We start from the raw sequence: 23,260 nt of genomic DNA on the forward strand, positions 1-23,260 counted from the left end.
GTCACGGTCATCTCGCCGTAGGCGCCGCCGATGAGTTCTTGGAGCTTGTGGGCGTAGACGGGGTCGGGCTTTTCGGGCTTGGCTTCGAACTGCAGGAGCTTGGTGTGACGGAACACGCGCTTCCCTTTCTCCGACTGGCTGGGAAGTCGGGGTGTGCCCGCCGAGGCCCGGGTTAACCGGAATCAGCCCCAGAGGGGGAATCCGGTTGGGCCGCGGCCGCCCGGGTACCCGCGCCGCATGAGCGACGGAATGCGCATCGTGGTCACCGGGGCCACGGGCAACCTCGGCACCGCGACCCTCGACGCGCTGGCCCGCGAGCCGCGTGTCGGCTCCCTGGTCGGGCTCGCCCGCCGGGCGCCGGCGCCCGGGCGGGGCGAGACGGAGTTCGTCCGCGCCGACGTCGAACACGACGACCTGGCCCGGCTGTTCCGCGGCGCCGACGTCGTCGTGCACCTGGCGTGGCTGTTCCAGCCGACGCACCGCCCGGAGCGGACGTGGCGCGCGAACGTCCTGGGTTCGCTGCGCGTCTTCGACGCCGTGGCGGAAGCGGGGGTGCCGAAGCTGGTGTGCGCGTCCTCGGTGGGGGCCTACTCGCCGCGGGAAGACGACGTCCCGGTCGGCGAGGACTGGCCCACCCACGGCTGGCCCGGCGCCGCCTACACCCGGGAAAAGGCGTACGTGGAGCGGTGTCTCGACGTCTTCGAACGCCGAAACCCCGCGATCGACGTGGTCCGCGTCCGGCCCGGGTTCGTGTTCCAGCGCGCGGCGGCGTCGGAGCAACGGCGGTTGTTCGCCGGCCCGTTCGTGCCGGGCAGCCTGGTCCGGCCGGGGCTGGTCCCGGTGCTGCCCGACCTGCCGGGCCTGCGGATGCAGGTCGTGCACGCGGCCGACGTCGGCGACGCGCTCGCGCGGTGCGTGCTGCGGCCGGTGTCGGGCGCGTTCAACATCGCCACCGGCCCGGTCGTGGACACCCGGTTCGTCGCCGGCCTGCTGGGCGCCCGCCCGGTGCCCGTGCCTCGTGCGCTGGTGCGCGCGGCGCTCGGGGGAGCGTGGCGGCTGCACCTGGTCCCAGCGACGCCCGGCCTGTTCGACGCCGTGCTGCGGCTGCCCGTGATGGACACCTCCCGCGCGGCCGCGGAACTGGACTGGGCACCGCGGCACGACGCGGCCGACGCGCTGCGGGCGTTCTTCAGCGGGCTCCGCTCCGGCGCCGGAGGCGGTACCGAGCCCTTGGCCGCCGACCACCTGCGGCTGCGAGAGGTCGCCACCGGGGTGGGGGAGCGGCCCTGACCCGCGAGAGGGTGTTGCTCCTCGGACGGCGATGCGGTCGGGACGACGCTCGGTACGCCGTCCCGACCGTGAACCGGTGGCCGGTCAGGTGGTCAGGGTGATCGCGGCGTCGGCTTCGACGACCCGGAAGCTGAAGCTCTCTTCGAGGTAGAGCGACACGGTGTCGGCGTCGTGGTGGCTGTAGCCGACCGCGAGGTCCTGGCCCAGCTCGAGCGAGAAGTCACCGCCGTCGAGGCTCACGACGAGGGCGCCGTCCAGGCCCGGGGCGCGCACCACCTTGCCGCCGCCCAGGATGCGGCGGAGGTGGTCGAACAGCAGGTGGCCGCCGTGCTCGGTGCTCTCCACGATCCGCGTGTACCCCGCCGGGGCGATCGCCAGCCCGTACGGGCCCTTGATGCCGGCCTGGCGGAGCGTGTCCACCGCGCGGGCGACGACGCCGGGGTACGCCTCGGGATCCTCGCCGAGCGACGGGGTGTCGTACGGGCAGGTCTCGGTGATGCCGGTGATGCCGGCCGCCGCCCAGCCGTGGAAGACGGCGCGGTTTTCGATCATCGCGATCTGCTTCGCCGCGCGGTCGAGGTCGTCGAACTCGAGGTCGTCGGCGCCGCGCTCGGCGTCGTCCAGCTCCGCGCGGGACACCGTGAACGGCACCCGCACCTCGGTGAGCGGCAGGACCCGCCGCTGCCGGACCACCGCGCCCTCGCCCGCTTCGGCCAGGGAAGCCGAGGCGAGAGTGGTGGTCCGGCCGAGGTCCGTGGCCGAGTGGCGCCAGCCGTGCGGGCCGGCGACGTCGACGAGGCGGCGGGCCGCCAGGTGGGTCTGCAGCCGCTCCCGGGCCTCGGCGTCGACTTCCTTCCAGCCCGCCTCGGTGATCGGGGCGAGGCCGCGCATCAGGTGGTTCATGTCAGTCCTGTTCCTTGAGGCCGCCGATGCCGAGCGAGCCGTCGGCGGGGTGGTCGCCGAGCCGTTCGTCGACGTACTGCTGCGGGTCGATGTCGCTGACGTCGAGGTCGCGCGCGCCTTCGTGCTGCCGCTTGAACTCGACGAACCGGCGGCCGAGCTCCTCGCGCAGGCCGGGATCGGCGTGGCGCCGGAAGTCGGCGAGGCCTTCGTCCTCCTCCTCGGCCATGTGCTCGCTGTTGGCGAACCGGGCCTTGTTCACCGCCGCGTGCCAGGCGGTGCTGCCGACGGGGTGCAGGGCGGCTTCGTGGACGCCGTCGCGGATGTCGTTGTGGTCGCCGACGGCGTCGAGCGTCTCCTCCTCGGCGTCGTCGCCGCGACGCAGCAGCTGGGGGTAGAAAATTTCCTCCTCGGCGCGGGCGTGCACGTCGAGCAGGTCGGCCAAGGGCTGCCAGACCTCCGCCAGGTCGGCGGGGTCGGTGAGGTCGTCGAGCCGGGCGAACTGGCGCCGGAACCAGTCGTGGTCGTCGAGGATGAGGCTGGTGATGTCGGCCATGCCGCACTCCTACCCTCATCCGGAGCCCGGGAAACGCGGACCCTGTGGTGCGAACGCCCCACAGTGCGGTGCCCGGAACCGCACTACCGTGCCGGACAGTGAATCGCCGACGATCCACGGGTATCACCTTCCCTGCTCGAAAGGTGTTCCGGTCATGCGCATGCGTCTCGTCCTGCCCCTGCTCGCCCTGCTGGCCGGGTTCTGCTCGGTGGGTGCCGCTCCGGTGGCCGCCGATCCCGGTCCCGTGACGGCCATGGCCGTCACCGACGCCTGTTACACCTGGGGACGCACGCTGGCGCAAGGCGCGTCCGGTGACGACGTCCGCCAGCTGCAGATCCGGGTCGCCGGCTACCCGGGTTACGGCGGCGTCCTGGCCATCGACGGCCAGTTCGGCGCGGGGACCAAGGCCGCGGTCACCCGGTTCCAGCAGGCCTACGGCCTCGGCGCGGACGGCATCGCCGGACCCGCGACCTTCGGCAAGATCTACCAGCTGCAGGACGACGACTGCACGCCGGTCAACTTCAGCTACGCCGAACTGAACCGGTGCAACTCGGACTGGTCGGGCGGCAACGTCTCCGCCGCGACCGCGAAGGCCAACGCGCTGGTGTCGATGTGGAAGCTGCAGGCGATGCGGCACGCGATGGGGGATCGCCCGATCGTGGTCAACGGCGGTTTCCGCAGCGTCGCCTGCAACAACGCGGTCGGCGGGGCGGCCGCCAGCCGTCACCTCTACGGCGACGCGGTCGATCTCGGGGCCGGGGCGCAAGGCTTCTGCGGACTGGCGCTGCAGGCCCGCAACCACGGCTTCAGCGAGATCCTCGGCCCGGGCTACCCGGGCCACAGCGACCACACGCACGTGGCGCACCGGTCGAGCCGCTTCTGGTCGGCGTCGTCCTGCGGAATCTGAGTGACTCCCGGAAACGCCGGCGCCCCACCTCTCGCGGTGGGGCGCCGGCGTTGTTCTGTCGCGCCGAGAACAATCGGACCCGAGGAAGTTGTCACCGCGGTTACAGGTGGCAGCCCCGGTTGCGGGACGGTGCTTCCCGCGCCCGGTCGAGCGTGGGCGCTGACCGTCTTCCTTGCCCGGACGGTGGAACTCCGTCCTCCGGTGACAATCGCGACCGTCGGTTCTCCGTTGCCCGATGAGTGTCGCGATCCGAAAAACGGTCTTCCCGTTCCGCGCGATTGACACTCTTCGTCCGCGCGAAATAACCTTCCGCCGAAGGTGATGATCAGCGCATTCGGCGCACTTCGCCGCGCAATTCACGCGTTCCTGCGACGTCATTGGCGAGGGGTTATGGAAACCATTTCCGAGGCGGCTTTCGCGGTACCCGCGGTCGGTGGCCCGGTCGAGGGCGACTCGTTCGCCACCCTGCTCGGCCGGTGGGCCCGGCGCCTCGGCGACGAGGTCGCCCTGACCTTCCTGGACCACCGCGGCAGCGCCGACGGCCGCGCGGTGAGCTTGACCTGGCGCGCACTGGACGACCGGGTCAGCGCCGTCGCCGCGCACCTGCAGGGCGTCGCCCGGCCCGGGGCGCGAGCCGCCGTGCTGGCGCCGCAGTCCGCCGACTACGTCGTCGCCTTCCTCGGGGCCGTCCGGGCCGGGCTGGTCGCCGTGCCGCTTTTCGCGCCCGACCTGCCCGGGCACGCGGGCCGCCTCGCCGCGACGCTCACCGACTGCGCCCCTCAGGTCGTGCTCACCACCACGGAGGTGACCGGCGAGGTCACCGGCTTCCTCGGCACGCTCGAGAGCGAAGCCACCGTCGTGGCCGTCGACGCGCTGCCGCCGGCCGCCGCGGGCGAGCACGAATGGCACCGGCCCGCGCCGGACGAACTGGCCTACCTGCAGTACACGTCCGGCTCCACGCGCTCGCCGGCCGGGGTCATGCTGACCCATCACAACGTGCTCTCCAACGCCCGGCAGTGCTGCACCGCGTACGGCGCCGAGACCGGTACGACCTCGACCGTCAGCTGGCTGCCGCTCTTCCACGACATGGGGCTGATCCTCGGGATCGGCGCGCCGATGTTCGGCGGCCTGGCTTCGGTGCTGATGGACCCGCTCGCGTTCCTCGAGCGGCCCGCCCGGTGGCTGCGAGCGCTCTCGGCCAGCCCCGGCGCGATCAGCGCGGCCCCCAACTTCGCCTACGCCTACAGCGCTTCCCGCGTGACCGAGGACGAGAAGAGCTACCTCGAGCTGAGCCGGGTCGTCTCGCTGATCAACGGCAGCGAGCCGGTCCTGCCCGCCACCCTCGCGAAGTTCCAGGACGCGTTCGGCGAGTGCGGCCTGCGGCCGGAGGTCCACCGGGCCTCCTACGGGCTGGCCGAGGCGACCGTCCTGGTCTCCGTGACCGACGCGGGCACGCCGCCGCGTCAGGTCACCTTCGACCGGGACAAGCTGGCCGGAGGGTTCGCGGTCCCCGCCGGTGCCGGCACCACGCTCGTCTCCTGCGGGCGCCCGGTGGACCAGCGGATCCGCCTCGCCGACCCGGCGACCGGCGCGCCGGTCGCGGACGGCGAAGTGGGCGAGATCCGGGTGAGCGGGCCGAACGTCGGCCAGGGCTACTGGGGTCGTCCCGAAACTCCGGCGTTCGGAGACGACTGGCTGGCCACCGGGGACCTCGGCGTCCGGTTCGAGGGCGAGCTGTACCTGACCGGACGGCTGAAGGACCTCGTGATCGTCGACGGCCGCAACCACTACCCGCAGGACATCGAGCAGACCGTGGAAGCCTGCCCCGCCGTGCGCCCGCACTCCGCCGCGGCCTTCGCGATCCCGCACGAGGAGGGCGAGGTGGCGGTCGTCGTGCTGGAGCGGGCCAAGAACACCGATGCCGACGTCGCCGTCGGGGCGTTGCGCGCGGCGGTGTCCGCCGAGCACGGCCTGCGGCTGCACGACATCGTCGTGCTGGCACCCGGCGAGGTGCCCCGCACCTCCAGCGGCAAGATCAGCCGGGCCCGGTGCCGGGAGTCCTACCTGGACGGACGGTGGCGGTGATGACGACCCCGGGCGCCATCCGGGCGTGGCTCGTCGAGCGGGTCGCCGAGGTCACCGGAGTCCCCGCCGGGCAGGTCGATCCCGACCGGTCGTTGCAGGAGACCGGACTGTCCTCCCGGGACGCGACGAGCCTGGCCGGGGACCTCGGCCGGCTCGTCGGACGTCCCCTGGCGGCGACCTTCGTGTGGCAGCACCCCAGCATCACGGCGCTCGTCGCCGCATTGTCCACAGACATCGCACCGCCCGCCCCGGTGCCGATGGCCGCGGGCGAGCCGATCGCGATCATCGGCGTCGGCTGCCGGCTGCCCGGCGGCGTCGAGTCGCCCGCGCAGTTCTGGCGGTTCCTCGACGCCGGCGCCGACGGGATCGGCGAGGTTCCCGGGGGCCGCTGGGAATCCTTCGCCCCACCCGAAACTCTCGCCGGGCTGCCCCGCCGCGGCGGGTTCCTGCGTGACGTCGCCGGGTTCGACGCCGGGTTCTTCGGCATCACCCCGCGCGAAGCCGAGGCGATGGACCCGCAGCAGCGGATGCTCCTGGAGGTGACCTGGGCGGCCCTGGAGCACGCGGGTCTCCCGCCCGGCTCGCTGCGCGGCTCCCGGACCGGCGTGTTCGTCGGGCTGTCGGCCGGCGAGTACGGCTACCTCACGATGACCGACCTCGCCGGCATCGACGCCTGGTCCGGCACCGGTGCCGCGGCGAGCATCGCGGCGAACCGGCTGTCGTACCTGCTCGACCTGCGCGGACCCAGCCTCACCCTCGACACGGCGTGCTCGTCGTCGCTGGTCGCCGTGCACCAGGCCGTGCAGAGCCTGCGGCGCGGCGAGAGCGACACCGCGCTGGCGGCGGGCGCGAACCTGCTGCTGTCCCCGGGCATCACCGCGAACTTCCACCGGGCCGGGGTGCTGGCGGCCGACGGGCACTGCAAGCCGTTCGACGCCGACGCCGACGGGATCGTCCGGGGCGAAGGGTGCGGCGTGGTCGTGCTCAAGCCGCTGAAGGCCGCCCGGGCCGCCGGTGACCGCGTGCTGGCGGTGATCCGCGGCAGCGCCGTGAACTCCGACGGCCGCTCCAACGGCCTGATGGCCCCCAACCCGGACGCCCAGGCGGCGTTGCTGCGCGATGCCTACGCCGTCGCCGATGTCGATCCGTCCTCAGTGGACTACGTGGAGGCGCACGGCACCGGCACCCTGCTCGGCGACCCGATCGAAGCCGAAGCGCTGGGGGCCGTCCTCGGTGCCGGGCGCGAACCCGGGCGTCCGCTGCTCGTCGGCTCGGTCAAGAGCAACCTGGGGCACCTCGAAGGCGCCGCCGGGATCGCCGGGCTGATCAAGGTGGTCCTTTCCCTGGTGCACCGGCGGTTGCCGCCGAGCCTGCACTACCGCACCGCCAACCCGCACATCGACTTCGCCCGTCTCGGCCTGCGGGTGACCGCGGCCGGCACGGACTGGCCCCGCTACCCGGGTACGGCCCGCGCCGGCGTCTCCGCCTTCGGTTTCGGCGGGACCAACGCCCACGTCGTGCTGGAGGAGTGGCCCGCCGCGTCGTTCCCGCCTCGCGCCACGGCCGACCGCCCGCGGATCTTCGCGCTCTCGGCGCGTTCGGCCGACGTGCTGCACGCCCGCGCGGGCGAGCTGGCGGACTGGCTGGACTCGCCGGCCGGGCGCGCGACGCCGCTGAGTGCCGTCGCGGCGACCTTGGCGACGCGGCGCGAGCACCTGCCCGTCCGCGCCGCGGTGGTCGCCGAGGAGCGCGGCGAGCTGGTCGAGGCCTTGCGCGACGTCGTCGCCGGCGAAGTTCAGGGGCGGACCGACGTCGTGTTCGTGTTCTCCGGCTACGGCTCCCAGTGGCCGGAGATGGGCCGCCGGCTGCTGGCGGCCGAGCCGGCGTTCCGTGCCGAGATCGACGCACTCGACCCGGCCTTCCGCGCCCAGGCGGGTTTCTCCTTGCGCGAAGTCCTTGCGGGTGAACAGGATCTGCCCGACCTCGGGGCCACGCAGCTGGCGTTGTTCGGCATGCAGATCGCTCTGGCCGGGTTGTGGCGCGCCCACGACGTCGTTCCCGCCGCGGTGCTGGGGCACTCGATGGGCGAGGTCGCCGCGGCCGTCGTCGCCGGTGCGCTCGACGTCACCGACGGGCTGCGCGTGATGGCGACCCGCGCGCGGCTGCTCGCCGAGGTCGACGCGGGCGGCGCCGGCGCGATGGCCGTGGTCGAGCTGTCCCCGGCCGAGCTGGCCGACCTCGAAACCGACTACCCCGGCATCACCGTCGCGGTGTACGCGTCGCCGACCCAGTGCACGGTCAGCGGCGACGCCGCCGAGGTCGACGCGCTCGTCTCGCACGTCGAGCTGCTGGGCAGGCTCGCCCGCCGGCTCCCCGTCCGCGGCGCCGGGCACTCGCCCGCCGTCGACGCCGTGCTCGGCCGGTTCCACGCCGAGCTGGCCGGCCTCAGGCCCGGCCAGGCCGGAATCCGGTGCTACAGCAGCGTTCTCGACGACCCGCGTGAGACTCCCGCCTTCGACGTCGGCTACTGGGCAGCGAACCTGCGCCGTCCGGTGCGGTTCACGCAGGCCCTGGCCGCCGCGACGGAAGACGGCCACACGGTCTTCGTCGAGGTTTCGCCGCACCCCATCGCGCTGGCCGCGATCGAGCAGACCACCGGCGGCGCGGCGATCGGCCTGGCCAGCGGCAGCCGCAAGCTCGACGAACGGGTCGCGTTCCTGACCAGCCTCGCCCGGCTGCACGTCCTCGGCCGGCCCGGCGTCCTGGACCACGGCCCGCGCACGGCGCCGGTCGAGCTGCCCGGCCCGGTCTGGCGGCACGAGCGCTTCTGGCCGCAGCGCCCGGCGCACCGGCCGGACACCGGCGCGCACCCGCTGCTCGGCGTCCACATCGAACAGCCTGGCGGGGACACGCACCTGTGGCGGGCCGACGTCGGCACCGCCGGGTTGCCCTGGCTCGCCGACCACGCCGCGATGGGTGTCCCGCTGTTCCCGGCGACCGGGTTCCTCGAACTCGCGCTCGCGGCGGCGGGCGGGGGCCGCATCGGCGACCTCGAACTGCACCAGGTGCTCCCGCTGGACGCGCACACCGAGGTGACGACGAGCCTCACGGGCACGGAAGTGAGTGTGCACGCGAAGTCCGCGTCCGGCGGCTGGGTCCGGTACGCCACGGCGCGGGTCCTCGACGGTTCGCCGCCCCTGACGCCGTTCGGTGCCGTTTCCGGTGACAGGGTCGACCTCTACCGGGCTTTCGAGGACCTGGGCCAGGACTACGGCCCGGCGTTCCGCGGCCTGCGCCGGGTCGTGGCCGCACCGGGCCGGGCGTCGGCGTCGATCGCGCGGCCCGCGGAAGCCCGGGACCACCCGGCCTACCGGCTGCACCCCGCGCTCGCCGATGCCTGCCTGCACGCGCTGGCCGCCGCGACCGGCGAGCAGCTCGGCGAGGCCGGTGGCCTCTACCTGCCGCTGACGATCGGGGAGGTCGTGCTGGCCGGCGACCCCCGCCGCGGCGTCCGGGTCGACGCCGTCCTCGATTCGGTCGACGAATCGGGCGACGGCCTGCTCGGCAGCGTCCAGCTCGCCGACGCCGACGGCGCGGTGCTGGTCCAGTTCCGCGACGTCTACTGCCGGCGCCTCCGGCGTTCGGCGCTGCCGAGCCTGGTCTTCGAGGCGACCTGGCAGGAGACCGAGCTGCCGCCGGTGCCCGCGGACGCGACACACAGCTGGATCGTCCTCCTCGACGCCGAGCAGGAGGGCAAGCCGTGGCTGGCCACGCTGCGCGCCGGCGTCGCCCAAGCCGGGGGCGAGCTGTGCACCGCGCGGTTCGGCGACGGTCTCGCGAAGCTGCTTCGCACCCGCGCGGTGACCGGCGTGCTGGCGATGGTCGGCCGCGCGGACGAACTCAGCACGCCGGATCCGGCGCGAGCCGGTGACCTGGTCCTGACGCTGTCGGGCGTGGTCGCCGAGCTGGCCGACGTGCCGGAGCCGCCGAGGTTGTGGCTGGTCAGCGCGGGAGCGGCGGCGGTCGAGCCGGGCGAAACCGGCCACCCCGAACTCGCGGCGTTGCGGGGTTTGGTGCGCGTGCTGGCGTTCGAACACCCGGAGCTGCGGGTGAGCCACCTCGACTTCGACGCCGAACCCGACCCCGCGCGGTTGTGGGTGGCGGAGCTGCAGGACGAGGTCCGGGCGGACGGCCCGGACGACGAGATCGCCTGGCGCGAAGGCATGCGCCACACCCGCCGCCTGACCCGCCCGCAGCTCGCCGAGCCGCCACGGGACTCGGGTGGTCGCGGTGGCGACCGTTTGTCGGTGGTCGAGGTGTCGCGGGACTCGGGTGGTCGCGGCGGCAACCGCCCGTCCGTTGCCGAGCCACCGCGGGCCCCGGGCGGCCATGGTGGCGACCGTTCGTCGGTTGCCGAGGCGCTGCGAGACCCGGGCGGCCCCAGCGGCGACCGTTCGTCGGTTGCCGAGGTGTCGCGGGACTCGGGTGGTCGTGGTGGCGACCGTTTGTCGGTGGTCGAGCCGCCGCGGGACCTGGGTGGTCGCGGCGGCAACCGCCCGTCCGTTGCCGAGCCGCCGCGGGCCCCGGGCGGCCATGGTGGCGATCGTTCGTCGGTGGTCGAGGTGTCGCGGGACCCGGGCGGCCCCAGCGGCAACCACCCGTCCGCCACCGAGGCGTCGCGGCGTCCGACCGGCCGTGCCGGCGTGCCCGTCGTGCGCGATGGCGCCTACCTCATCACCGGTGGCCTCGGCGGTCTCGGCCTGGTCGCGGCGAAGTGGCTCGCCGAGCGTGGCGCCACCCGGCTGATCCTCTCCGGGCGTCGCCGCCCCACCCGCGACACCGAAGACTTCCTACGCGACCTCAATGCCGACGTCCGCGTCATCACCGGCGACATCGCCGAACCCGGCACCGCCGAACGACTCGTGGCGGCCGCCGGTGACCTCCCGTTGCGCGGTGTGCTGCACGCGGCCGGCGCCCTGGCCGACGGTGCGGCGATCGCCCTCACCGCCGAAGCCGTCGACACCGCCTGGCGGCCCAAGGCCCTCGGTGCGTGGCGGCTGCACGAAGCCACCCTGGGGCACGACCTCGACTGGTGGCTCGTGTACTCCTCGGCCGCCGCGCTGTTCGGCTCGCCGGGCCAGGCCGCCTACGCCACCGCGAACGCCTGGGCCGACGGCCTCGTCGCCTGGCGCCGGGGGCTCGGCCTGCCCGCCGCGACGATCAACTGGGGCGCCTGGGGCGAAGCCGGTGCCGCCACCGGCAGCCGGAACCCGGTGCTCGACCCGCTCGGCACCGGGGAAGCCCTCGACGCGCTCGAGGCCGTGCTCGCCGACGGCCGCGAAGCGACCGGCGTCGCCCGGGTCGACACCGAGACCGTGCTGGCGCTGTTCCCGCGGCTGGCCGAACGCCCCTTCTTCGAGTTGTTCGTTCCGGCCGAAGCACCCGGCACCGCCGAACCGTCCACTTGGGACGGTATGGCCGCACTGCGGGACGGCGACCCCGGACAGGCGCGGAAAGCGATGACCGACCACCTCGCGGGCGTCGTCGCCGGGCTGATGGGCTTCGCCGCCGGTGACGTCGACCGGCACGCGCCGCTGACCAGCCTCGGGCTGGACTCGCTGATGGCGATGCGGGCCCGCGGTGCGGTGGAACGCGACTTCGGGCTGCCGCTGCCGGTGCCCCTGCTGCTGCGCGGTGCGAGTCTCACGGAGATCGCCGGGCACCTGGCCGAACAGGCCGGTTTCGGCGCGGGCACCCCGGCCGAACCACCCCACGTCGTGCTCGGCCCGCGGGACCCGGCCGAGCGCTGGGTCGCCCGGCACTGGCGAGCCGTGTTCGGCGGCCCGGAACCGGGAGTCTACGACGACTTCTTCGCCGTCGGCGGCGACGCGGACCACGCGCAAAGGCTGCGAGACGCGTTCACCGAGCACCTCGACGAGGTGCCCGACGCGGACCTGCTGTTCGCCACGCCCACGATCGCCGCGCAGGCCGACCTGCTGCGCGCGCGGATCGAAGGGCTCGGCGGAGGCCCGGTGCGGCTGCTGCGTGACGGCGTCGCCGCGGACCCCCTGTTCCTGTTCCACCCGGCGGGCGGCCCGACGAGCGTCTACCAGGAGCTCGTCCGGCTGCTGCCCGAAGGACAGCCGGTGTACGGGCTGGAGCGGATCGACGAAGAGGACACCGTCGAGGGCAAGGCGGCGTGCTACCTCGAGCTGATCCGGGAGATCCAGCCGCAGGGGCCGTACCTGCTGGGCGGCTGGTCCTTCGGCGGCTGCCTCGCCTACGAGACGGCCCAGCGGCTGACCGCCGCGGGGGAGCGCGTCGGCGTCGTGGTCATGATCGACACGATCCTGCCGCTGCCCGCACCGGAAAAGCCGGTGCGGGAGCTGCTCCTCGAGCGGTTCGAACGGTTCGCCGAGCACGTCGGACAGACCTACGGCGTCCCGCTGGACATCCCGCGCGCCGAACTCGAACAACTCGAAGAGGACGACCAGATCAAGTTCGTGCTGGGCCGGCTGGCCGCCCGGGTCCCCGGCCTGGGCCAGGGGGTCCTGCACCACCAGTACACGTCCTATGTGGACGCCCGCGTCGCCGAACGCTACGACCCCGGGCGCTACGCCGGGAAGGTGCTGCTGCTGCGCGCCCAGGACCCGCACCCGCTGACGACCACGCTCGACCCGCGGTACCTGCGCACCGACGACACCCTCGGGTGGGACGCGCACTGCGCCGACCTGGAGATCGTCCGCGTACCCGGCGACCACCTCTCGATGATCGACCCGCCGCACGTGTCGGTGATCGCGGCCGCGCTCGCGGCCCGGCTCGAGACCGGACAGCACGCAGGAAAGGGGTGAGACGACGATGTCGCTCGAAGACGCCTCCTTCGCGCCGACGACGTCGTTCCGGATCGCCGACCTGGCCTCGCGCCAGGACGAGGTCGTCCGGATCGCCGAGAAGCGCGCGATCGACCGGCAGCACGCCAAGGGCAAGCTGACCGCCCGCGAGCGGATCGACCTGCTGGCCGACCCGGGCTCGTTCGTCGAGCTCGACCAGTTCGCCCGGCACCGCTGCACCGAGTTCGGGATGGACGCCCACCGCCCCTGGGGCGACGGCGTCGTCACCGGGCACGCCACTGTGGACGGACGGCGGATCTGCCTGTTCTCCCAGGACTTCAGCGTCTTCGGCGGCAGCATGGGCGAGGTCTTCGGCGAGAAGGTCCTCAAGGTGATGGACCTGGCGATGACGCTCGGCTGCCCGGTCGTCGGCATCAACGACTCCGGCGGCGCGCGGATCCAGGAAGGCGTCGTCTCGCTCGCCTACTACGCGGAACTGGGGCGGCGCAACGCCCACGCGTCCGGCGTGATCCCGCAGATCTCGATGATCATGGGTCCGTGCGCGGGCGGCGCGGTCTATTCACCCGCCATCACCGACTTCACCGTGATGGTCGACGAGACCTCGCACATGTTCGTCACCGGCCCGGACGTCGTGCACGCCGTGACCGGCGAACGCGTCACCGCGCAGCAGCTCGGCGGCGCGGCGGCCAACAGCGAGGTCGCCGGCAACGCCCACCACCGGGCCGCCGGCGAGCACGACGCGATCGAGTGGGTCCAGACCCTGCTGGGCTACCTGCCCTCGAACAACCTCGACCCCGGGCCGGAGTACGCCGACGACACCGATCCCGGGCTCACCGCGGCCGACCTGGAGCTCGACCGGCTGGTGCCGGACTCGCTGAACCAGGCCTACGACATGACCGAGGTGATCGCCCGGCTGGTCGACGACGGCGAGTTCACCGAGATCCACAGTGCCTTCGCGCCCAACATGATCTGCGCGTTCGCCCGGATCGAGGGCCGCTCGGTCGGCGTCGTCGCCAACCAGCCCCGCCACCAGGCCGGCGTGCTCGACATCGACGCGTCCGAAAAGGCCGCGCGCTTCGTCCGGTTCTGCGACGCGTTCGGCATCCCGCTGCTCACCCTCGCCGACGTCCCCGGGTACCTGCCCGGGGCGGACCAGGAACGCGGCGGGATCATCCGCCGCGGCGCCAAGCTGATCTACGCCTACGCGGAAGCCACCGTGCCGAAGGTGACCGTCGTGACGCGCAAGGCCTACGGCGGCGGCTACGCCGTGATGGGGTCCAAGCACCTCGGCGCCGACGTCAACCTGGCCTGGCCGACCGCGGAGATCGCGGTGATGGGTGCCGAAGGCGCGGTGGAGGTCCTGCACCGGCGTGAACTGGCCGCGCTGCCCCCGGCGGAGCGGGCCGTCGCCCGGCGCCGCCTCATCGAGGAGTACCGCGAGCGCTACGCGAGTCCTTATCCGGCCGCCGAACGCGGCTACGTCGACCAGGTCGTCGCGCCGTCGCAGACCCGCCTGCAGGTGGCCCGCGCGCTGCGGGCGCTGCGGACCAAGCGGCAGACCCTGCCGGCCAGGAAGCACGGGAACATCCCGCTGTAGGAGCCCCGCCCGAAGTTCCCTTCCCCGATGGAGGTTCCGGTGAAACGCAAAGTGTTGCTCGCCCTGCTGAGCTTGTCGCTGCTGACGGTAGGCGTTGCGGTCGCCGGGTCTCCGGCGACCGCCGCTCCCGCCGCCGTGGGCCTGCCCGGGCCGTTCGACGACTCGTTCTACAAGGCCCCGTCCCCGCTGCCGGCCGGGCAGCCTGGTGACGTCCTCCGCTGGCGGCCGTCGGTGCCGCTGCTGAACGCCGCCAACGCCGACGCCTGGCAGGTCATGTACCTCTCGACCGACGCGCAGGGCCGCCCGGACGCGGTGACCGGCACCATCCTGGTCCCGAAGGGCGTCGACCCGGCGAAGGCGCCGATCGTCGGGTACGCCGTCGGCACGCAGGGCCCGGCGTTCAAGTGCACGCCGTCCAAGGCGATCGAACGCGGGACGCTGTACGACCAGCCCGCGATCAACGACTCGCTCTCCAGCGGGTACGCCGTCGCGGTCACCGACTACGAGGGCTACTCCCCGGCGACCGTGCCCACCTACATCACCGGGCAGTCGATGGGCCCGGCCGTGATCGACTCGGTCCGGGCGGCGCAGCGGTTCTCCCCGGCCAGGCTGTCGGCCACCGCCAAAGTGATCTTCCAGGGGTATTCCCAGGGCGGCGGCGGTGCGATGTGGGCGGGGGAGAAGCAGCCGTCCTACGCGCCGGAGCTCAACCTGGTCGGCGTCGCGGCCGGCGGGGTCCCGGCCGACCTGACCGAGGTCGCCAAAGGCCTCGACGGCTACGTCGGCTTCGGCTTCCTCGCCTTCGCCGCGCTCGGGCTGGACGCGGCCTACCCGGACCTGAAGCTGGACTCCTACCTCAACGCCACCGGCCGGCAGCAGCTGGACGACGCCAAGCGGAACGCCTGCGTCGTCGAACTGCTGGCGAACTACCCGTTCAAGAAGATCAGCGACTACACGACGTCGAACCCGCTGGACACCCCGCAGTGGAAGGCGCGGCTGGCCCAGAACAAGCTCGGCGCGCACCCGCCGCGCGTGCCGGTGTTCCAGTACCACGCGAACACCGACGAGATCGTCAACACCCCGCAGGCCGACGCGCTGCACCGGGCCTACTGCGCCGCCGGGGTCCGCGAGCAGTGGAACACCTACGTCTCCGACCACCTGTCCGGCATCTTCGCCGGCAACGGGGACGCCCACCAGTGGATCGTGAAGCGGTTCAACGGCGACCAGGCGCCGTCCAACTGCTGACGGACCGCCGAGGTGACCGCAGGCGCCGTTAATTCCACAAAGGACAATCGCCGACCTGCGGTGAATCGGAAATCCGCCTGCTTCGCGGCACAAATGGTAATCCGGATTTTATCCAGCGGCGAACTGTCCTCCCGGGCAGTCCGGGAGGACAGTTCGCGCCACTTCGAAACCGAGTCGTGATCCCTGTTGGCAAACCGAGTAGTGTTCGGGCACCAATCGGACTCGAGGAAGTGGAGCGGATGTCGGAACGACCGCCCGCACAGCGTCGGGAAGTACGCGAGTCAGCCGGCCGGGCGGTCATCGGGGTGCTGATCACCGCTGTCGCCGCCGCCGCGATCTGGACCGGGGTGTCCCTGTCGGTTTCCGGTGGTCAGGCGATTCTCGTCGCCGTCGCCGGCGCGTTCACCGGGATCGTCGCCTGTGTCGCCGTGTTCTTCGCGCTGCGCGGCGGGGACCAGGTCGCGCACGCGAACGCGCAGGCCGAAGCCGCGCTCGGCGAAGCCCGGCGCGCCCGCGAATCCGTGCAGATCAGCGAGGATGCGCTGGCCCGGCTGCTCGACCGGACGGTCCCCGAAGCGGTCCGGCGGCTGCGCGCGGGCACGCCCGCGGACAGCGTGCTGGCCGAAGTCCCGCGTCCCGCCGACGAACTGCACGAGCGCGTCCTGCGGCTCGTGGTCGACGAAATCGCCGTCGGTGAACGCCGCCGCGCCGCCGCGACGGCCGCCTGCGCGAGCGCGGCGGGCCGGCTGCAGGCCCTGGCGACCAGCACGCTCGGCGACCTGCGCGAAATGGAGAACCGGTCGTCCGACGCGATGCTCGGGGACCTCCTGAAGGTGGACCACAGCACGGCGCAGGCGGGGCGGCTGGCCGACAGCATCGCCGTGCTCACCGGCGCGCGGTCGGGCCGCCGGTGGACGAAACCGATCCGGATGGAAAGCATCCTGCGCGGGGCGCTCGGCCGCATCGGCGCCTATCAGCGGGTGCGGGTGCATTCCGCGAGCGGCGTCGCGGTCGTCGGTTATGCCGCGGAAGACGTCATGCACGCGCTCGCCGAACTGATGGACAATGCCACGAAGTTCTCGGCGCCGTCGGAAGAAGTGCACGTTTATGTCGAAGACCTGCACAATGGTGCGGTCATCACCATCGAGGACGGCGGCCTCGGGATGAAGGCGCAGGCCCTCGTCCGCGCCGAGCGCGCGGTGTCCCTCGACCAGCCGCTCGACCTGACCTCGATGTCGGGGACGCGGCTCGGGCTCGCGGTCGTGGGCAGCCTGGCGCGCAAGCACCAGCTGCACGTGTTCTTCCGGCCTTCGTCCCGCGGCGGGATCGGCGTGGTCATGCGCATCCCGACGCAGCTGATCACGCAGCCCCGGCCCGAGGCCCTGCCGGAGGCGGCGGAGCCGGCCGAGACCGTCGTGTGGCCCGGGCCCGCCGACACGAGCCACGAAGTCGCCGGCGACCTGACCGAGCCGTCCGAACTGCCGAAACGCTCACGCGGGCAGACGCTGACCGCCGCGTCGCGCCGGCCGCCGTCTCCCACGCCGGGCCCCGCCCGGGCCGAGCGTGACTCCGGTTCCCGGTTCGGGGCCTTCCAGCAGCGCCGCAGCGGTGGCGCCACGTCGTCGCGCCACGCCGCCCCGTCCGACACCGGCGAAGACGCGTGACCTCCTCGCTCTGCCCGTACACCCGCACACCGCCAGATGGGAGCAAGGGGACTCGCCGCGCCGGGCCCCGGATTCGATGACTGATTCGGACAAGAGCCTCGAATGGCTCCTCGAGAACCTCGTCGGCAACACCGCCGGCGCCTGCCACGCCCTCGTGCTGTCCCGCGACGGCCTGAAGCTCTGCCACACCCAGGGGCTCACCGTCGACCGCGCCGACCAGCTGGCCGCGATCGCCGCCGGCGTCCAGGCGCTGGCGCACGGCGCGTCGGTCGAGTTCGGTGACGGCACCGGCGGCGTGCGGAACTCGATGACCGAGTTCCACGGCGGGATCCTCTTCATCGTGGAGGCCGGGGTCGGCTCGCACCTGGCCGTGATCGCCACGGAGGACGCCGACGTCGGCCTGATCGGGCACAACATGGACGAGCTGGTGGAGCAGATCGGCTCGGTCTTCACCGCCCCGCCGCGCTTCGTGGCGGCCGACAACCCGGCTTCGTGACGCGCTCGGCGCTCGACGGGGAAGACCCGGACCGGCTCTACACGGTCACGGGCGGGCGCAGCAGCGCGGACGACATCGACCTGGATCTCGTGACGTTGATCGTCCGGGAGTCGGAGCCGTCGGCGGGCATGCAGTCCGAACACGTCAAGATTCTCGGCATCACCGGGAAGCCGACGTCCGTCGTGGAGCTGTCGGCCGAGCTGGCGCTCCCGGTGAGCGTGACCAAGATCCTGCTCGCGGACCTGCTGGCCACGGGCAAGGTGTCCGCCCGACATCCGTCGTCGGCCCAGGCCGCGGGACGGACCTCCGACTCGGAATTCCTCAAGAAGGTGCTCGTTGGACTCCGCAATCTCTGAAACAGGCGAACGGCTCCCTCTGGCCGACACCGCGACCGACGGCCTGAAGATCGTCATCGTCGGCGGCTTCGGCGTCGGGAAGACGACCATGGTCCGGTCGGTCAGCGAGATCCGGCCGCTGAGCACCGAAGAGACGATGACCCAGGCCGGGATCGGCGTCGACCACACCCGGGGGGTGCAGGCCAAGACGACGACCACGGTGGCGTTCGACTTCGGCCGGATCAGCCTCGACGAGCAGCTGATCCTCTACCTGTTCGGCGCGCCGGGACAGGAACGGTTCTGGTTCCTCTGGGACAGCCTGTTCTCCGGCACCCTCGGTGCCGTCGTCCTGGTGGACGCCCGCAGGCTGGCCGAATCGTGGTACGCGATCGACCGGCTCGAGCACCACGGGACGCCGTTCATCGTGGCGCGCAACAACTTCGGGCCGCCGAAGCACAGCCTCGACGACGTCCGCGCCGCGCTCGACCTGGACGGCGAGGTGCCCCTCGTCGACTGCGACGCCCGCGACCGGGACTCGTCCAAGCAGGTCCTGATCTCGCTCGTCGACCACCTCTACACCCTGTCCAAAGTCCGGGAGGGCGCATCGTGACCGGTTTCCAGACCAGCACCCCGGCGGAGACGATCCCCGCCGAGGACCGGGTCCGGTTGTACGGACCCGAGTTCCAGAAGGATCCCGCCGCGCTGTACGCCCGGATCCGGCGGCAGTACGGCGGGGTCGTCCCGGTCCTGCTCGACGGTGACGTCCCCGCGTGGCTGCTGACCGGCTACCGCGAGATCCACCAGGTGTGCCAGGACTCGCAGCTGTTCGCCCGCGACAGCCGCCGGTGGAACCAGTGGGACAACATCGCCGACGACTGGCCGCTGCTGCCCTACGTCATGCACAACCCGTCGGTGATGTTCACCGAGGCCGGCGAGCACCGGCGCCGCGCGGGCGCGATCGGCGACGCGCTGTCCGCGGTCGACCAGTTCGACCTCGGCGCGCACTGCGAGCGCATCGCGGACCGGCTGATCGACTCCTTCGCGGGCACCGGCGAAGCCGACCTGATCGCCCGCTTCGCCCAGCAGGCGCCGCTGCTCGCGGTCGCCAAGATGTACGGCATGCCCGACTCCGAGGCGCCCGCGCTGGTGCGCGACGTCGCGCTGTCGCTGGACGTCGGTCCCGAAGCGCTGCCCGCGTACGTCCGGGTGCAGGAGGCGATGGCGCGGCTGGTGGCGGTGAAACGCGAGCAGCCGGGCGCGGACGTGCCCACCGCGATGCTGCGGCACCCGGCGAACCTGACCGACGACGAGGTCGTCCAGGACCTGCTCGTGGTGACCGCCGCGGCGCAGCAGCCGACGGCGAACTGGATCGGCAACACCATCCGGCTGATGCTGACCGACAGCCGGTTCGCGATGACGCTCTCGGGTGGCCGGGGCAGTGTCGGCCAGGCCCTCAACGAGGTGCTGTGGCACGACACGCCCACGCAGAACTTCATCGGGCGCTTCGCGAGCCGCGACACCGTGCTCAGCGGTGTCCGCGTGCGGCAGGGGGACCTGGTCGTGCTCGGGCTGGCGGCGGGGAACGCCGACCCGCACGCCCGGCCCGACGCGGCGGCCGGTGCCCTGGGCAACCACGCGCACATGTCGTTCGGCCACGGCGAGCACGGTTGTCCCTACCCGGCACCGGAAGTGGCGGAGGTCATCGCCCGCACCACGGTCGAAGTCCTGCTGGACCGGCTGCCGGACCTCGAGCTCGCGGTCCCGGCGGAGGAGCTGGTGTGGCGGCCGTCGGTGTGGATGCGGGGCCTGGAGAGCCTGCCGGTGCACTTCACCCCGGTCCACGTGGCGGGACCGGGGGCGTGGTGACCGCTGCGGCGGCTACGCCGGGGTGAACGTCACCGGCAGTGACGCCGGTCCCCGGGTGAAGACGCCTCGTTCGCCCGGGGCCGCGCCCTCGGCGAGCCGCAGGTCCGGCATCGCGTCGAGCAGCTGGTTGACGCCGACCTCGATCTCGGTCTTCGCCAGGAGCGCGCCGACGCAGAAGTGGCGGCCCAGCGCGAAGGACAGGTGACTGGCCGCCGCCGAAAACGCGGTCTCGGTCGGCAGGTCCGTGCGGAAGATGTCGAACGCGCCGGGGTTCGCGAACCGCCGCGGGTCGCGGTTCGCCGCGCCGATCAGGCAGGTCACCGTGCTGCCGGCGGGAATCGTCTCGCCGCCGATCTCGATGTCCTCCGCCGGCTGCCGCATGATCATGTGCACCGGCGGGGTGTGCCGCAGGGTTTCGGCGAACGCCTTCGCGACCAGGGAGCGGTCGGCGCGCACGGCGTCGAGCTGGTCGGGGTGCTCCAGCAGGTTCCGGAACAGGCTGGCGATCGCCTTGTCGGTCGTTTCGCCACCGGCGGCCAGCAGCAGGCTGCAGAAGGCTTTGATGTCCTCGTCGCTCATGCTGGTGCCGTCGACCTCGGCGGCGCAGAGCGCCGAAAGGAGGTCGTCGCCGGGGTTTTCGCGGCGGTCCCGGATGATCGGGATCATGTACGCGGCGAGCTCGTCGTGGGTCCGGAGCCCGGCCGCGGCGACGTCCGCGTCCTGGCTGAGGTTGCCGAGGAAGGCGATGATCGCGCTGTACCAGCGCTGGAACCGGGCGTGGTCGTGCTGGTCCAGCCCGAGCATGTCGACGATGACGTTGATCGGGAAGTGGCGGGCGTAGTCGGTGACGATGTCGGCCGAGCCGCGGCCGCGGAAGGCGTCGATGAGCTGCGCGGAGTTCCGTTCGATCACCGGGCGGAACTTCTGCTCCAGCTCGTTGCCCCGGAACGCCGGCGCCACCAGCGCGCGGCGGACCGCGTGCTCCCGGCCGCTCATCTGCAGGATCGTCCGGCCGTGCACCGGTTCCAGCTGCCAGCCGTAGTTGTCGGTGGTGAACGCGCTCTCCTTGAAGGCGCGCGACACGTCGTCGTAGCGCGAAAGGACGTAGCTCTGCATTCCTTCGTGCCAGAACACCGGCGAATCTTCGAGCATGACGTCGTACGCGGAATACGGATCGGCGGCGAACTCCGGCGACAGAAGGTCCGGCGCGTGCCCTGCTGAAGTCACGAGACTCCTTTGTTCGGCGGTCGAGCCGCCCAGGCTAGCGGGGATGCTTGCGGTGGCGAAAGAGTTCGCCGCCGGTCCCCGGCGCCGCAACGGAATCTCCGCGGCGCGGGACCGCGTGCGCGCCGTTCCGCGCGGCGGGTTTCGCCGGCGTCCGCCGGACTTCACCGCGCGGTGCGGCCCGCGGCCTGGCGGGCCCGGTACGCCCGCATCTTGTGCCGGGCGCCGCACACGGACGTCTCGCACCAGCGGCTCACCGCGTTGGGGGAGCGGTCGTAGAAGGCCCACAGGCAGTCCTCCGCCGCGCAGATCTTCAGGCGGCGCAGGGACCCGTCGAGGCTGGTGGTGACCACCGCGGCGAGCACCCGGGTGATCGCCTTGTCCAGCGAGGTCGGGCCGTCGCCGAGGAACTCCGCGGCCGGCGGCCCGGCCCGCAGGACGGGACGGGTGCCGGTGCGGGCCAGTTCGCCGTTGAGGACGCCCTCCGCGGCCGGTGCCTCCTCGGTGCCGCCCAGGAACTGGCGCAGCGCCTCCCGGAGCCTGCGCACGCGGGTCAGGTCGGCCTCCGTCGGCCGGGACGGGCCCGGCAGGCCCTCGGTCTCCGCCCACGTCACCAGGCCGGCCGGGGTGCTCAGGTCGTCCCGGTCCTCCAGCAGCTCGCGGGTGTTGACCAGGCTTTGCACCACGGTGAGCGGGGCTGGTGCTGCGGGACGGGGAACCATGGTGCCATGTTACCAGCAGATTCGCGCGATGGTTACTCAATCGGCGGATCAACCTGCGAATATGGCACACGATCGCCCGATCCGGTTACCAACAATCGCCGTTGCTGGTAACGTCAAGGTCATCGAGGAGGTGAGCACCATGACCGAAACCACCGCCGAACCCCGTTCGCCGGGCCAAGTCGTGCGCCCAGTGCTGCCGGTGGCCGCGGCCGACCTGGCCGACGGCATGGCGTTCGGTGCGCTCGCGGCCTCGGTCGGCATGGGCGTGCTGGCTCCGGTGGCCATGTCGCTGCTGGTGTTCTCCGGCAGCGCCCAGTACGGCGCGGTCGCCGTCATCGGCCAGCACGGCTCGGTCTGGGCCGTGATCGGCGCGGCCGCCGCGCTCAACGCCCGCTACCTGTTGATGGGCACCACGATCGCCCCCGCGCTGACCGGGTCCGCCTGGTCGCGGGCGGGCACGGCGCTGCTGATCACCGACGGGTCCTGGGCGATCGCCCACCGCGGTGAAGGGCGCTACGACCTGCGAACCCTGCGGGTGGCCGGCGCGCTGTGCCTGTGCGGCTGGACCGCCGGGACCGCGCTGGGCGCCATCCTCGGTGACGCCATCGGCGACCCGGGACGGCTGGGGCTGGACGCCGCCTATCCGGTGTTCTTCCTCGGCCTGCTGCGCACGCACCTGATGACCCCGCGCGACTGGGGGCTGGCGGTCCTCGGCGTCGTCGCCGCGGGTGCGCTGGTCGCCTGGACGCCCCCGGGGGTCCCGGTGCTGGTGGCCGGAGCCGCCGGTGCCGTGGCCGGAACGGCCTTGGGGGTGCGGCGATGAGCTACCAGTGGATCATCGTGCTGGCCCTCGGCGCCACCGCGCTCACCTTGCGCGTGGTGGTCCCGCTGGCGGCCGGTGGACGAGAACTGCCGACGTGGCTGCGCAACGCGCTGACCTGCGCGACTCCGGCCCTCATCGCCGGTCTCGTGGTCACGTTGCTGTGGCCGTCCTCGGGTGAGGTCACCTCCACGCGGACGCTCACCGCGCTGGCGGGGGTCGGTGTCGGGGTCGCGCTCCTGGCCGGCAAGCGGTCGATCCTGACCGCGATGATCGGCGCCGCGGTCGTGAGTGCGTTGCTGCGCCTGGTGTTCACCTGATCCCGCGCGCCCGGTGACCGCGCTCGAAGTACGGCTGATCGACAACTGCACAACGGAAAATCCCGAAGATCGAAACGGGCGCTTCCGCTGCGGAGAGGCCGAATCGGGCAACGGTGGCGACGCTGCTCTCTTGGAGTGAGGAAATCGTCGAACCGGCCACGATGGGTGAAAAGGAAATAGGCCTTTCCTGCCTGATGGTGGCAGTTTGCCTGATCATCGTCCGGTGGTACCCGCAGCGGGTCACCGGTCGAGGCCGGTTCGCCCGGGACGGGCGTGGCCAAGAGCACGAGCGAAAGAGCGAGGGGCATCCGGCGCCGCGAGCGTGCCGAGGATGCCGATCGGGGGAACGACGTGAATGGTGTCGTGCCGGCAGCGAGTGGCC

At 72.7% G+C, this 23,260-nt stretch carries 19 protein-coding genes; 13 read left to right on the forward strand and 6 right to left on the reverse strand.

The genetic code is table 11. The features are described 5' to 3' along the window. The coding region (locus tag AB0M83_RS34500) for a manganese catalase family protein (protein ID WP_364512377.1) at nucleotides 1–116 on the reverse strand (116 nt) is incomplete at its 3' end. Nucleotides 117–249: 133 nt separating this feature from the next. Here AB0M83_RS34500 and AB0M83_RS34505 point away from each other — a divergent pair. Beyond that, the gene (locus tag AB0M83_RS34505) at nucleotides 250–1,290 is read left to right on the forward strand and encodes an NAD-dependent epimerase/dehydratase family protein (RefSeq protein ID WP_364523602.1); all 1,041 of its coding nucleotides are present in this window, start codon (nucleotides 250–252) and stop codon (nucleotides 1,288–1,290) included. An 84-nt stretch (nucleotides 1,291–1,374) separates the two neighbouring features. Here AB0M83_RS34505 and AB0M83_RS34510 read toward each other — a convergent pair whose 3' ends face one another. Together AB0M83_RS34510 and AB0M83_RS34515 are read right to left on the reverse strand one after the other, a co-directional pair. Then, nucleotides 1,375–2,193: a family 1 encapsulin nanocompartment shell protein gene (locus AB0M83_RS34510; RefSeq protein ID WP_364523519.1), complete on the reverse strand. Its 819-nt coding sequence runs from the start codon at nucleotides 2,191–2,193 to the stop codon at nucleotides 1,375–1,377. Between the two features lies 1 nt (nucleotide 2,194). Then, nucleotides 2,195–2,746, reverse strand: a complete 552-nt coding sequence (locus AB0M83_RS34515; RefSeq protein WP_364523521.1) for a hemerythrin domain-containing protein — start codon at nucleotides 2,744–2,746, stop codon at nucleotides 2,195–2,197. A 154-nt stretch (nucleotides 2,747–2,900) separates the two neighbouring features. Between AB0M83_RS34515 and AB0M83_RS34520 the strand changes: the two genes are divergently transcribed. From AB0M83_RS34520 to AB0M83_RS34565, 10 genes are all read left to right on the forward strand, one after another. Then, nucleotides 2,901–3,653 (forward strand): D-Ala-D-Ala carboxypeptidase family metallohydrolase, encoded by a 753-nt coding sequence (locus AB0M83_RS34520; protein WP_364523523.1) that lies wholly within the window; start codon nucleotides 2,901–2,903, stop codon nucleotides 3,651–3,653. A gap of 390 nt (nucleotides 3,654–4,043) precedes the next feature. Next, nucleotides 4,044–5,738 (forward strand): fatty acyl-AMP ligase, encoded by a 1,695-nt coding sequence (locus tag AB0M83_RS34525; protein WP_364523525.1) that lies wholly within the window; start codon nucleotides 4,044–4,046, stop codon nucleotides 5,736–5,738. Then, nucleotides 5,738–12,589 carry a beta-ketoacyl synthase N-terminal-like domain-containing protein gene (locus AB0M83_RS34530; RefSeq protein ID WP_364523527.1) on the forward strand — a complete coding sequence of 2,284 codons (6,852 nt, stop codon included), beginning with the start codon at nucleotides 5,738–5,740 and terminating at the stop codon, nucleotides 12,587–12,589. Before AB0M83_RS34525 ends, AB0M83_RS34530 begins: the two co-directional genes overlap by 1 nt. A 7-nt stretch (nucleotides 12,590–12,596) precedes the next feature. Continuing rightward, nucleotides 12,597–14,186 carry an acyl-CoA carboxylase subunit beta gene (locus tag AB0M83_RS34535; RefSeq protein ID WP_364523529.1) on the forward strand — a complete coding sequence of 530 codons (1,590 nt, stop codon included), beginning with the start codon at nucleotides 12,597–12,599 and terminating at the stop codon, nucleotides 14,184–14,186. A 27-nt stretch (nucleotides 14,187–14,213) separates the two neighbouring features. Next, nucleotides 14,214–15,431, forward strand: coding sequence for a lipase family protein (locus AB0M83_RS34540; RefSeq protein WP_364523531.1), 1,218 nt, complete (start codon nucleotides 14,214–14,216; stop codon nucleotides 15,429–15,431). 305 nt (nucleotides 15,432–15,736) lie between these two features. Beyond that, complete coding sequence (locus AB0M83_RS34545) at nucleotides 15,737–17,095, forward strand: ATP-binding protein (RefSeq protein ID WP_364523533.1); 1,359 nt, start codon at nucleotides 15,737–15,739, stop codon at nucleotides 17,093–17,095. A 76-nt stretch (nucleotides 17,096–17,171) separates the two neighbouring features. After that, nucleotides 17,172–17,591 (forward strand): roadblock/LC7 domain-containing protein, encoded by a 420-nt coding sequence (locus AB0M83_RS34550; protein ID WP_364523535.1) that lies wholly within the window; start codon nucleotides 17,172–17,174, stop codon nucleotides 17,589–17,591. Next, nucleotides 17,588–17,947 (forward strand): DUF742 domain-containing protein, encoded by a 360-nt coding sequence (locus tag AB0M83_RS34555; protein ID WP_364523537.1) that lies wholly within the window; start codon nucleotides 17,588–17,590, stop codon nucleotides 17,945–17,947. The genes AB0M83_RS34550 and AB0M83_RS34555 overlap by 4 nt, the downstream gene beginning before the upstream one ends. Then, nucleotides 17,940–18,536, forward strand: a complete 597-nt coding sequence (locus AB0M83_RS34560; protein ID WP_364523604.1) for an ATP/GTP-binding protein — start codon at nucleotides 17,940–17,942, stop codon at nucleotides 18,534–18,536. The genes AB0M83_RS34555 and AB0M83_RS34560 overlap by 8 nt, the downstream gene beginning before the upstream one ends. Then, nucleotides 18,533–19,792 carry a cytochrome P450 gene (locus AB0M83_RS34565; RefSeq protein ID WP_364523539.1) on the forward strand — a complete coding sequence of 420 codons (1,260 nt, stop codon included), beginning with the start codon at nucleotides 18,533–18,535 and terminating at the stop codon, nucleotides 19,790–19,792. The genes AB0M83_RS34560 and AB0M83_RS34565 overlap by 4 nt, the downstream gene beginning before the upstream one ends. Before the next feature lie 12 nt (nucleotides 19,793–19,804). On the opposite strand, the gene AB0M83_RS34570 is transcribed toward AB0M83_RS34565, so the two are convergent. Both AB0M83_RS34570 and AB0M83_RS34575 read right to left on the reverse strand, forming a co-directional pair. Beyond that, nucleotides 19,805–21,019 carry a cytochrome P450 gene (locus AB0M83_RS34570; RefSeq protein WP_364523541.1) on the reverse strand — a complete coding sequence of 405 codons (1,215 nt, stop codon included), beginning with the start codon at nucleotides 21,017–21,019 and terminating at the stop codon, nucleotides 19,805–19,807. 161 nt (nucleotides 21,020–21,180) lie between these two features. After that, nucleotides 21,181–21,738: a CGNR zinc finger domain-containing protein gene (locus AB0M83_RS34575; RefSeq protein WP_364523543.1), complete on the reverse strand. Its 558-nt coding sequence runs from the start codon at nucleotides 21,736–21,738 to the stop codon at nucleotides 21,181–21,183. Between the two features lie 139 nt (nucleotides 21,739–21,877). On the opposite strand from AB0M83_RS34575, the gene AB0M83_RS34580 reads away from it, so the two are divergent. Both AB0M83_RS34580 and AB0M83_RS34585 read left to right on the forward strand, forming a co-directional pair. Then, complete coding sequence (locus AB0M83_RS34580; RefSeq protein WP_364523545.1) at nucleotides 21,878–22,561, forward strand: AzlC family ABC transporter permease; 684 nt, start codon at nucleotides 21,878–21,880, stop codon at nucleotides 22,559–22,561. After that, nucleotides 22,558–22,878, forward strand: coding sequence for an AzlD domain-containing protein (locus AB0M83_RS34585; protein WP_364523547.1), 321 nt, complete (start codon nucleotides 22,558–22,560; stop codon nucleotides 22,876–22,878). The genes AB0M83_RS34580 and AB0M83_RS34585 overlap by 4 nt, the downstream gene beginning before the upstream one ends. On the opposite strand, the gene AB0M83_RS34590 is transcribed toward AB0M83_RS34585, so the two are convergent. Further along, the gene (locus tag AB0M83_RS34590; RefSeq protein WP_364523549.1) at nucleotides 22,871–23,095 is read right to left on the reverse strand and encodes a hypothetical protein; all 225 of its coding nucleotides are present in this window, start codon (nucleotides 23,093–23,095) and stop codon (nucleotides 22,871–22,873) included. The two genes, AB0M83_RS34585 and AB0M83_RS34590, sit on opposite strands and share 8 nt — an antisense overlap. Between the last annotated feature and the right edge of the window lie 165 nt (nucleotides 23,096–23,260).

The organism is Amycolatopsis sp. NPDC051106, from assembly GCF_040682775.1.
Lineage (GTDB): Bacteria > Actinomycetota > Actinomycetes > Mycobacteriales > Pseudonocardiaceae > Amycolatopsis.

Excerpts from the sequence above, each read along its gene's own strand:
- AB0M83_RS34580 (WP_364523545.1), top strand. The coding sequence starts at position 21,878 with ATGACCGAAACCACCGCCGAACCCCGTTCGCCGGGCCAAGTCGTGCGC.
- AB0M83_RS34540 (WP_364523531.1), top strand. The coding sequence starts at position 14,214 with ATGGAGGTTCCGGTGAAACGCAAAGTGTTGCTCGCCCTGCTGAGCTTG.
- AB0M83_RS34550 (WP_364523535.1), top strand. The coding sequence starts at position 17,172 with ATGACTGATTCGGACAAGAGCCTCGAATGGCTCCTCGAGAACCTCGTC.
- AB0M83_RS34515 (WP_364523521.1), bottom strand. The coding sequence starts at position 2,746 with ATGGCCGACATCACCAGCCTCATCCTCGACGACCACGACTGGTTCCGG.
- AB0M83_RS34530 (WP_364523527.1), top strand. The coding sequence starts at position 5,738 with ATGACGACCCCGGGCGCCATCCGGGCGTGGCTCGTCGAGCGGGTCGCC.
- AB0M83_RS34575 (WP_364523543.1), bottom strand. The coding sequence starts at position 21,738 with ATGGTTCCCCGTCCCGCAGCACCAGCCCCGCTCACCGTGGTGCAAAGC.
- AB0M83_RS34520 (WP_364523523.1), top strand. The coding sequence starts at position 2,901 with ATGCGCATGCGTCTCGTCCTGCCCCTGCTCGCCCTGCTGGCCGGGTTC.
- AB0M83_RS34535 (WP_364523529.1), top strand. The coding sequence starts at position 12,597 with ATGTCGCTCGAAGACGCCTCCTTCGCGCCGACGACGTCGTTCCGGATC.
- AB0M83_RS34510 (WP_364523519.1), bottom strand. The coding sequence starts at position 2,193 with ATGAACCACCTGATGCGCGGCCTCGCCCCGATCACCGAGGCGGGCTGG.
- AB0M83_RS34505 (WP_364523602.1), top strand. The coding sequence starts at position 250 with ATGCGCATCGTGGTCACCGGGGCCACGGGCAACCTCGGCACCGCGACC.
- AB0M83_RS34590 (WP_364523549.1), bottom strand. The coding sequence starts at position 23,095 with ATGATCAGGCAAACTGCCACCATCAGGCAGGAAAGGCCTATTTCCTTT.
- AB0M83_RS34585 (WP_364523547.1), top strand. The coding sequence starts at position 22,558 with ATGAGCTACCAGTGGATCATCGTGCTGGCCCTCGGCGCCACCGCGCTC.
- AB0M83_RS34525 (WP_364523525.1), top strand. The coding sequence starts at position 4,044 with ATGGAAACCATTTCCGAGGCGGCTTTCGCGGTACCCGCGGTCGGTGGC.